The sequence below is a fragment of the Baekduia sp. genome, from assembly GCF_035318805.1.
Classification (GTDB): domain Bacteria; phylum Actinomycetota; class Thermoleophilia; order Solirubrobacterales; family Solirubrobacteraceae; genus Baekduia.
The window spans coordinates 24,548-34,268 of the sequence record NZ_DATHDY010000127.1; the positions used below are offsets into that span (position 1 = coordinate 24,548).

The window sequence follows — 9,721 nt, forward strand, 5'->3', positions numbered from 1 at the left end:
GCGTACCGGTGGGCGCGGTCTACCGGGCCGCAGTTGCCTAGAGTGCCATCACACTGGTACTTTGCTGCGCCATGGCCGCTGCCCACCCGCTCGCGCGACGCCTCGCGCCCCTGCGAGGCGTGCTCGACGAAGCGGGCGACATGATGATCTTGACCGGCAAGACCATCGTGTCGGCCGTCCGCTCGCCGCACCCCTACGGCGGTGAGCTCGTCACCCAGTTCCTCTTCGCGCTGCGGCTCTGCTGGCTGCCGCTGAGCGTCACCGCCGTGACGATCTCCTACGCCGCGCCGGGCGTGCAGGGCGCGAACTTCCTGGAGATCCTCGGCGCGCTGGACCGCCTCGGCGGCATCTTCGTCGTGGCGGTGATCCGCGAGTTCTCGCCGCTGGTCTGCTCGATCATCGTCTCGGGCGTGGCCGGCACCGCGATCACCGCCGACCTCGGCGCGCGCAAGATCCGCGAGGAGCTCGACGCCCTGCAGGTCCTCGGCGTCGACCCCGTCAAGAACCTCGTCGTGCCGCGCTTCCTGGCGCTGATGATCGTCACCGCCCTGTTCGACGTCTTCGCCATCTTCTTCGGCGTGTGCGGCGGGCTGCTCGCGACCGTGGCCCATCACGCGTCCGCGGGCCCGTTCCTGGTGACGTTCTTCGACAACGCCTCGACCACCGAGATCTGGGCGTCGCTGGTCAAGTGCACGCTCTTCGGGGCGATCACCGCGATCGTCTGCTGCTACAAGGGCATGACGGCGTCCGGCGGCGCCGAGGGCGTGGGCCGGGCCGTCAACCAGGCGGTGGTGATGACCCTGCTCCTCGTGGCGTCGTTCAACTACATCTTCACGCAGACCGTGCTCGCGACGCACCCCGAGATGACGGTGCTGCGCTGACCGTCACGTCGAGCGCGCCAGGCCGCCGCCACCGCGCGGTTGGTCACGCCGCCGATCCCGTGCTCGCCGATGACCTCCAGCGTCGCCCGCAGGATGCGCTGGCGGACGCTCACGCGGCCGCGGGGTACGGCGGGCGCCGGTCGGCCCAGCGCTCGACGGCCTCCAGCTGCGCGGCGAGCGCGACGAGCTGCGGCTCGCTCTCGGCCGGGCCGAGCAGCTGCGCGCCGATCGGCAGGCCCGAGCCCGTCAGCCCGGCGGGGACGTTGACGCCCGGCCATCCGAGGACGTTCCACGGCCACGCGTACGGGCACGCGCCGACGATGACCTTGTCGGTTGCCCATCCGCCGAGGCCGTCGATCGCGCCGACGGGCAGCGGCGGCTGGGCGGTGGTCGGCGCGAGCACGACGTCGGCGCGGCGGAACACGCGGCCCACCTGCGCCTGGAGCGGGCGCTCCAGGGCGCGGGCCAGCGCGAGGAGCGGCCCCCCGACGAAGCGGCCGAGCTTCGCGTTGTGGCGCGTGCGCTCGTCGAGCAGCGCGGCGTCGGGCACGCGCGTGGCCCAGTCGGTGAGGCCGGCCATCGACCGCGGGATGAACGTCGCGCCGATCAGCCCGTAGGTCGGATCGGCGTCGACGATCTCGTGGCCGAGTCCTTCGAGGACGGAGGCGACGCGCTCGACGGCGGCGCGCACCTCGGGATCGAGCGTCGCCGGCGCCCCGCTGAAGGGGATCTTGAAGGAGAGCGCGATGCGCAGCCGGCCGGGATCGCGCTGCGCGGCGGCGGCGAACGGCGTCGCGGGCGCCGCCGGGGTGTGGCGGTCACCGGGGTGCGGGCCCGCGACCGCGTCGAGCAGCAGCGCGGCGTCCTGCACCGTGCGCGCGAGCGGGCCGCAGCAGGTCAGGCCGTTGAACGACTCGGGGTCGGGCCAGGTCGAGATGCGGCCGCGCTGCGGCTTGATCCCGACCAGGTGCGTCCACGCGGCGGGGATGCGGACCGAGCCGGCTCCGTCGGAGCCCATGGCGGCGGGGACGAGGCCGGCGGCGACCGCCGCCGCGGAGCCGCCCGACGAGCCGCCCGGCGTGTGGTCCAGCGACCACGGGTTGCGGGTGACGCCGAAGGCCTCGCCCTCGGTGATCGGCCACTGGCCGAGCTCGGGCGACGTGGTCTTGCCGACGATGACGGCGCCCGCCGCGCGCAGCCGCCGCGCGACCTCGCCGTCGGCCTCCTTGCCGGCGAAGGCGCCGGAGCAGCCGAAGGCGGTCGTCTCCCCCGTCAGGTCCATGTCGTCCTTGATGGCGACCGGCACGCCGAGCAGCGGCGCGCGCTCACCGGCGGCGCGGCGGCGGTCGGCCGCGCCCGCCTCGACCCGCGCGGCCTCTGTGCGGACGCAGCGAAACGCGTTGAGCTCGGGCTGGGCGGCCTCGATGCGGGCGAGCGCGGCGTCGACCAGCTCGACCGAGGACACCTCGCCGGAGGCGACCGCCTCGGCCTGGCGCAGGAGGCCGGCGAAGGCCAGGCCGGCGGACTCGGGGGGAGCGGGATGGGCGGTCATGGACGGGTCCGGACGGGGCGTTCGTTCGAACGACCAGCTTACGGTGGACCGCCAGGGGTGCCGTAGGCGGCCAGCGAGGCCGAGGCCCACGACGGCCAGCCGTCGCCGCCGGAGGTGGGTCCCCAGTCGCGGCAGCGACACAGTCTCCTAGCGGCGCGGGCGAGATCCCGTGCCGCCGGGCAGGTCCGGCCCGTCGCCGACCGCGTCCTCGCCGTCGGCCAGGCCGCGGGCGCGGTCGCGCGCTCGCACGTACGCGCGGAAGACCTCGTTGCGCGCGTCGCGCACCTGCTCGACCACGCGGGCGTTCACCGCGTCGCCGCAGGGCTCCTGCTCGTCGTCGTCGCGTCGCTGGACCACCACCCCGCAGATACCGCGGCGCGGCGCGCCGAAACCCCGGCGGTCCGATCGACGCCCAGGGCAGGCTCAGCGGTCGCCCAGCCGACGCTCAGCGGGCCGTCCCATGCTGCAGGACATCATGAACTCGCCAAAGCTCCGCAAGGTCGTCGTCATCGTCGGCACAACCGCCCTCTTCGGCGCCACCGCCGCCGGTTGCGGCTCCAGCTCCAGCGCCGCCACCAACCCGACCGCCGCCAGCGGCACGACCCAGCAGCAGCAGGCCGGCGGGCCCCGCGGCGGCGCTGGTCCGTCGGCCGCCGACATCAGCGCGATGGCGTCGAAGCTCGGCGTCACCCCGGACCAGCTGCAGAAGGCGATGCAGGCCGCGGGCGCGCCGGGCTCGACGACCGGCGGCACGCCCGGCGACCGGGCGGCGACGATCGCCAAGCAGCTCGGCGTGTCGACGTCCAAGGTCCAGGCGGCGCTGCAGTCCGTCATGCCGGCGCGCGGCGGCCGTCCGGGCAACGGCGCACCGCCGAGCGGCGCGGCTCCGCAGGCGGGCTCGTCCTCGTCGTCGGGCGCGGCGACCTCTTAGAACGTCTTTCAGAAAGAGCACGGTCATAGCGGGGCGCCTCGCGGCGCCGCAGTCCCCGGCCGCGGATCGCCGGGCCACCAGCACGACTCACCGCGGCCAGGACCTGCGGCATCCACGAATGCGCGCCGCTCAGCCGGCACGCTGATTCTGAAAGACGTTCTTAGTGGGTCACGCCGAGGAACCCCGTCAGTCGCTCGCCGTGACGCTCCCGCGACGTCGCGGCTCGCGCCCCCTGGGCTGCGAGGGGCGCGGGCGCTGCGGGGCCGGCGGGATCGCGCGCGACTGTGGCTCGCCCGCCCGCACCGTCAGCGTCTCGCGGTGGTGGGCGAGCTCCAGCTGCCGGCCCTCGGCGAGCGTGTAGGTCGCCGTGCCGTCGACCACCTCGACGTGCAGCCGCGCCCCGCGGACGTTGAGCCGGAACGCGAGCCGCTGCAGCGCCGGCGGCAGGCGCGGCGCGAACGTCAGCACGCCCCCGTGGTCGCGGAAGCCGCCGAAGCCGGCGACGAGCGCGAGCCAGCTGCCGGCCAGCGAGGCGATGTGCAGCCCGTCGCGCGTGTTGTGCTCCAGGTCCTGGAGGTCCATCAGCGCGGCCTCCCCGAGGTAGTCGTAGGCCAGCTCGAGGTGCCCGGTCTCGGCCGCGACGATCGCCTGCACGCAGGCCGACAGCGACGAGTCGCGCACGGTGAGCGCCTCGTAGTAGGCAAAGTCGCGCACCTTCTCGGCGTCGGTGAAGCGGTCGCCGCAGACGTACAGGGCCAGCACGAGGTCGGCCTGCTTGACCACCTGCTTGCGGTACAGGTCGAAGTAGGGGAAGTGCAGCAGCAGCGGGTACTGGTCGGGCTGGGTGTGCTCGAAGTCCCACACGGCGTGCTCGGTGAAGCCGCGGGCCTGCTGGTGGACGTCCAGGCGGGTGTCGTAGGGGACGAACGTCGCCGCCGCGGCATGCCGCCACGCGGCGACCTCCGCGTCGTCGACGTGCAGCTCTGCGGCCTCGTCGCCCCAGCGGTCGGCCGCGTCGGCGGCGCCGAGGAGGTTCAGCCGCGCCATCAGGTTGGTGTAGACGTTGTCGTCGGCCAGCGCGCTGTACTCGTCGGGCCCGGTGACGCCGGGGATCCGGAACGAGCCGCGCAGATCCTGATGGCCGAGCGAGTGCCACAGGCGCGCCGTCTCCACCAGCAGCGGCAGGCCGACGTCCCGCTCGAACGCAGGGTCGTCGGCGGCGTGTTGGTACCGCAGCACCGCGACCGCGATGTCGGCGTTGACGTGGAACGCCGCGGTGCCCGCGGGCCAGTAGCCCGAGCACTCGCGCCCCGCGATCGTCCGCCACGGGAACGCCGCGCCCGCCAGGCCCAGCTGATGGGCGCGCTCGCGCGCCTGCTCCAGCGTGGTGCGCCGCCAGCGCAGGGCGTAGGCCGCCGCGTGCGGCGCGGAGTAGGTGAGCAGCGGCAGGACGAAGGACTCGGTGTCCCAGAAGGCGTGCCCGTCGTAGCCCGAGCCGGTCAGGCCCTTGGCCGGGATCGCGCGGCCCTCGCCGCGCGCGCTGGCCTGGAGGACGTGGAACAGGCTGAAGCGCACCGCCTGCTGCAGCGCCTCGTCGCCCTCGACCTCGACGTCGGCGCGTTCCCAGAACGCGTCGAGGTAGGCGCGCTGCAGGTCCAGCAGCCCCTGCCAGCCGGTGTGGCGCGCCTCGGCGAGCGATCCGTGCGCCTGCGCGCGGACGGACGGCAGCGAGCGATGGTGCGACCACCCATAGGCCACGTACTTGAGGACGCGGAGCGTCTCGCCGGCCCCCACGTCGGCCGCGATCGTCACGCGGCCCATGTCGGCGCCGCACTCGGACCCGGTCTGGACGTCCGGGCCCGAGATCTCGTGGTCCATCGTCGCGCACATCCGGATCTGGCTGTGCGCCGTGCGGTGCACGAGCGAGACCCGCAGCCCGTCCACGTAGGACTCCTCACCGTGCAGCGGTGCGCGCAGCGCCGCCGCGGCGCGCGGGTCGTCGTCCGGGGCCACCACCTGACCGTCGTCGTTGGCCACCAACTCGGACTGCACGACCACGCGCGCGCTGATGCCCACCGGCTCGACCTCGTAGAGGATGGCGACCGCGCCGCGCTGGGCCAGCGAGACCAGCCGGGTGGAGCGGATCCGCACCTCGCGCCCCGACGGGCCCCGCCAGTGCACGCTCCGGCGCAGGACGCCGGCGCGGAAGTCCAGCTCGCGCTCGTGCTCGAGCAGATCGCCGTAGCGGACGTCGAAGAGCTCGTCGTCGACGAGCAGGCGCAGGAGCTTGCCGTCGGTGACGTTCAGCACGGTCTCCCCCGCCTCCGGGTTGCCGTAGGCGGTCTCGGCGTAGGGCAGGGGCCGCACCTCGTGGAAGCCGTTGAGGTAGGTACCGGCCAGGCCGCTCGGATCGCCCTCGTCGAGGTTCCCGCGCAGGCCGATGTGGCCGTTGCTGAGGGCGAAGACCGACTCGGACTGCGCGAGCGTGCCGAGGTTCAGCGCGGTCTCGCGGACCGACCACGGGTCGACGTCGTAGTTGGGGTGGTCGATCATGCCGCACCGTCCGTGTCGAGCAGCTCGGAGAGGTCCTCCACGACGACGTCGGCGCCGTGCTCGCGCAGCGCATCGGCCTGCCCGGCGCGGTCGACCCCGATGACGCGGCCGAACCGCCCGGCGTGCCCGGCCTGCACGCCGGCCAGCGCATCCTCGTAGACCGCGGCGCGCGCGGGCTCGACCCCGACGGCGCGGGCGCCGGCCAGGAACGTGTCGGGTGCGGGCTTGCCCTTCAGGCCCTGCTCCTGCGTCGTGTGCCCGTCGACGACGTGGTCGAAGAGGTCGAGGATGCCCGCGGCCTGCAGGACGTCGCGCGCGTTGGCGCTCGACGACACGACCGCGCACCGCAGGCCCGCGTCGCGCGCGGCGCGCACGTAGGCGACCGAGCCGTCGTAGACCTGGACGCCGTCGCGGTCGATGATCGCGAGCACGAGTTGGTTCTTGCGGTTGCCGAGCCCGTGGACGGTCGTCGCGTCGGGCGAGTCGTCGTCGGCGCCCTCGGGCAGCGTGATGCCGCGCGACGCCAGGAAGTTGCGCACGCCGTCGGCGCGCGGCAGGCCGTCGACGTGCTCGTCGTAGTCGGCGTGCTCGTCGAACGGCACGAACGGCTCGCCGGTCTCCTTCGCGCGCGCCTGCAGGAACTCGTCGAACATCTGCTTCCACGCCTTGGCGTGGACCTTCGCGGTCTGGGTGAGGACCCCGTCGAGGTCGAAGAGGCAGGCCTGGGTTCCGTCTGGCAGTCCGAGCACCTCGTCATCTCTACCCGGTCAGGGCGGCGGACGGCGCCCCATCGGGTGCCCGTTGTTCTGGAACCGTTCCATTCTTCGTCTGATTCCTGATACGTTGCCGGCATGGGTGTCGACCCCTATCCGGAGCTTCTCAGGGACGCCGGACTGCGTGTGACCGCCTCGCGCGTCGCCGTGCTCCGCGTCCTCACGGAGGCGACCGACCACCCGCGCGTCGACCAGGTCATCGACCGGGTGCGCGGCGCCGGCGTCGCGATCTCGACCCAGGCCGCCTACGACGTGTGCGAGGCGCTGCGGCGTGCGACGCTCGCCCAGCGGATCGAGATCGCCGGAGGTCCCGCGCGCTACGAGGCGCGTGTGGGCGACAACCACCATCACCTCGTGTGCCGCCGCTGCGGCACCGTCGTCGACGTGAACTGCGCCGTCGGCGCGGCTCCGTGCCTGACGCCGAGCGATCTCGCCGGCTTCACGATCGACGAGTCCGAGGTGACCCACTGGGGCCTGTGCCCCGCCTGCCAACCCGAACGACGAGAGGCCACCATATGAGCGACGAGCGCGACGACACCCTGACCACCCGACAGGGCCATCCGATCGCAGACAACCAGAACACGCGCACGATCGGCGATCGTGGTCCGGCGACGCTCGAGAACTACCAGTTCGTCGAGAAGCTGGCCCACTTCGATCGCGAGCGCGTCCCCGAGCGCGTCGTGCACGCCCGCGGCGCTACGGCCTTCGGCTACTTCGAGAGCTACGGCACCGTCGGCGGCGGGGAGCCCATCTCGACCTACACGCGCGCCAAGCTCTTCGAGCCGGCCGGCAAGCAGACCGAGGTCGCCGTCCGCTTCTCCACCGTCGCCGGTGGGCGCGACTCCTCCGAGGCCGTCCGCGACCCGCGCGGCTTCGCGGTGAAGTTCTACACCGACGACGGCAACTGGGATCTCGTCGGCAACAACCTCGGCGTCTTCTTCATCCGCGACGCCATCAAGTTCCCTGACTTCATCCACTCCCAGAAGCCGGATCCGGTCACGTTCGAGCGCCAGGTCGCCAATCGCGTGTTCGACTTCGCGTCGCAGACCCCCGAGTCGCTGCACATGTTCAACCTGGTCCTGAGCCCGCGCGGCGTCCCGGCGTCGTATCGCCACATGCAGGGCTTCGGCGTCAACACCTACAAGTGGGTCAACGCCGCCGGCGAGACCAAGCTCGTCAAGTACCACTGGCTGCCCAGGCAGGCCGTGCAGTCGTGGACCGAGGCCGACGCCGGCGTCCAGCAGGGCAAGGAGCTCGGCGTCCACACCAAGGACCTCTACGAGGCGATCGCCAAGGGCGACTTCCCCGAGTGGGAGCTGGCCGTCCAGATCATCGACGACCACGACCATCCCGAGCTGGACTTCGACCCGCTCGACGACACCAAGGTCTGGCCCGAGAACGAGTTCCCGGTCCGCAAGATCGGCAAGATGGTGCTCAACCGCGCGCCCGAGAACTTCTTCGCCGAGAGCGAGCAGATCGCCTTCGGCACCGGCGTCCTGGTCGACGGCCTGGACTTCTCCGACGACAAGATGCTGGTCGGCCGCACGTTCAGCTACAGCGACACGCAGCGCCACCGCGTCGGGCCGAACTACCTGCAGCTGCCCGTCAACCACCCCAAGAACGCGCAGGTCACGACCAACCAGCGCGACGGCGCGATGACCTACAGCGTGGACGGCGGCGCCGGCAACCCGTCGGTCAACTACGAGCCGTCGATCACCGGCGGCCCGCAGGAGGCCCCGAAGCCCGACCACACGGAGCAGGGCCCGGTCGTCGAGGGCCGCCTGACCCGCGCCAAGATCGCCCGCACCAACGACTACGTGCAGGCCGGCGAGCGCTACCTGCTCTCCGAGCAGTGGGAGAAGGACGAGCTGGTGTCCAACTGGATCGGCAACCTGTCGCAGTGCGACCGGCCGATCCAGGAGCGCATGCTCTGGCACCTGTTCATGGCCGAGGACGAGCTCGGCGCACGCGTCGGCGAGGGCCTCGGCATCACCGCCGACGACGTCCGCGGCCTGGCGCCGCTGGCGACGCAGACGCTGACCGAGGAGGAGCTGGACCGCGCGCGCAACCTGGGCGACAACGGCCCGCGCGACACCGGCGACCTCGTCATGACGCACTGCGTGCCCAACGAGCGCATCGCGCTCGCCGACGACGACGACCTCGTCGCCACCTCGTAGCACCCCGCGCCGCGCACGGCTGAGGAACACCGCGACGGCCCCGGCAGTGCCGGGGCCTTCGGCGTTGTTGGGGGCGGGCGGGGGCGGGTGGCCGGTGGCGTTCAGCTCGGGCGCTGGTCGTGCCGCGGCGCGTGGTTCGGGGGCGATGACGACGGAGGTTCGATCGGGTGCCGGCGCGGTCGGTCTGCCGCCCGCGCCGTGAGGCGATCATTCGGGCCTAAATCGCTCCCGCGCGAGGTCCGGGTCGATTCGTGATGGATATGTCCTCATGAATCGACCCGGACCCTCGGCGGCGGTGATCCGCGCCGCCGCGCGCGGGCCGGCCCGGGCCGTCGTCGTTCGCCCACGAACAGCAGACGCATGCTGGATCGACCCCGCATATGGGGGTCAATCGCGCACGGATCGCCCGCACCCCGACGCCGGCGGACGCCCGGCGGCGCTCGCGCCCCCACCCACCTCCCCGTCATCGCCGCCGCACCACGCGCCGCGGCACGACCCAACGCCCGAGCTGAGCGCCACGGCCGCCGCGCGCGGGCCGGCCCGGGCCGTCGTCGTTCGCCCACGAACAGCAGACGCATGCTGGATCGACCCCGCATATGGGGGGTCAATCGCGCACGGATCGCCCGCACCCCCGCGCCGGCGGACGCCCGGCGGCGCTCGCGCCCTCCACCCACCTCCCCGTCATCGCCGCCGCACCACGCGCCGCGGCACCACCGGCGCCCGAGCGGAACGCCACCAACGCCGGCGCCCACGAACCGACGCATGCTGGATCGACCCCGCATATGGGGGTCAATCGCGCACGGATCGCCCGCACCCCGACGCCGGCGGACGCCCGGCGGCGCTCGCGCCCCCAC

The 9,721-nt window shown here is 73.2% G+C and carries 9 protein-coding genes; 4 read left to right on the forward strand and 5 right to left on the reverse strand.

The genetic code is table 11. The features are described 5' to 3' along the window. The first annotated feature begins 71 nt into the window (after nucleotides 1–71). The gene (locus tag VK501_RS25910) at nucleotides 72–881 is read left to right on the forward strand and encodes an ABC transporter permease (RefSeq protein ID WP_324342717.1); all 810 of its coding nucleotides are present in this window, start codon (nucleotides 72–74) and stop codon (nucleotides 879–881) included. Here the strand turns inward: VK501_RS25910 and VK501_RS25915 are convergent. The 3 genes from VK501_RS25915 to VK501_RS25925 all read right to left on the reverse strand — a co-directional run bounded on the left by VK501_RS25915 (nucleotide 824) and on the right by VK501_RS25925 (nucleotide 2,790). Further along, nucleotides 824–994 (reverse strand): hypothetical protein, encoded by a 171-nt coding sequence (locus tag VK501_RS25915; RefSeq protein ID WP_324342719.1) that lies wholly within the window; start codon nucleotides 992–994, stop codon nucleotides 824–826. The genes VK501_RS25910 and VK501_RS25915 overlap by 58 nt on opposite strands. Further along, a complete protein-coding gene (locus VK501_RS25920; protein ID WP_324342721.1) occupies nucleotides 991–2,433 on the reverse strand; it encodes an amidase in 1,443 nt (480 codons plus the stop codon). The genes VK501_RS25915 and VK501_RS25920 overlap by 4 nt, the downstream gene beginning before the upstream one ends. Nucleotides 2,434–2,580: 147 nt before the next feature. After that, the gene (locus tag VK501_RS25925; RefSeq protein ID WP_324342723.1) at nucleotides 2,581–2,790 is read right to left on the reverse strand and encodes a hypothetical protein; all 210 of its coding nucleotides are present in this window, start codon (nucleotides 2,788–2,790) and stop codon (nucleotides 2,581–2,583) included. Between the two features lie 103 nt (nucleotides 2,791–2,893). On the opposite strand from VK501_RS25925, the gene VK501_RS25930 reads away from it, so the two are divergent. After that, on the forward strand, nucleotides 2,894–3,364 hold the full coding sequence (locus tag VK501_RS25930) for a hypothetical protein (RefSeq protein WP_324342725.1): 471 nt from the start codon (nucleotides 2,894–2,896) through the stop codon (nucleotides 3,362–3,364). 186 nt (nucleotides 3,365–3,550) lie between these two features. Here VK501_RS25930 and VK501_RS25935 read toward each other — a convergent pair whose 3' ends face one another. Then, a complete protein-coding gene (locus VK501_RS25935; RefSeq protein WP_324342727.1) occupies nucleotides 3,551–5,917 on the reverse strand; it encodes a glycoside hydrolase family 65 protein in 2,367 nt (788 codons plus the stop codon). Then, nucleotides 5,914–6,666, reverse strand: coding sequence for a beta-phosphoglucomutase family hydrolase (locus tag VK501_RS25940; RefSeq protein WP_324342729.1), 753 nt, complete (start codon nucleotides 6,664–6,666; stop codon nucleotides 5,914–5,916). Before VK501_RS25940 ends, VK501_RS25935 begins: the two co-directional genes overlap by 4 nt. 102 nt (nucleotides 6,667–6,768) lie before the next feature. Between VK501_RS25940 and VK501_RS25945 the strand changes: the two genes are divergently transcribed. Next, on the forward strand, nucleotides 6,769–7,209 hold the full coding sequence (locus VK501_RS25945; protein ID WP_324342731.1) for a Fur family transcriptional regulator: 441 nt from the start codon (nucleotides 6,769–6,771) through the stop codon (nucleotides 7,207–7,209). Further along, a complete protein-coding gene (locus VK501_RS25950; protein ID WP_324342733.1) occupies nucleotides 7,206–8,867 on the forward strand; it encodes a catalase in 1,662 nt (553 codons plus the stop codon). Before VK501_RS25945 ends, VK501_RS25950 begins: the two co-directional genes overlap by 4 nt. Nucleotides 8,868–9,721: the final 854 nt, after the last annotated feature.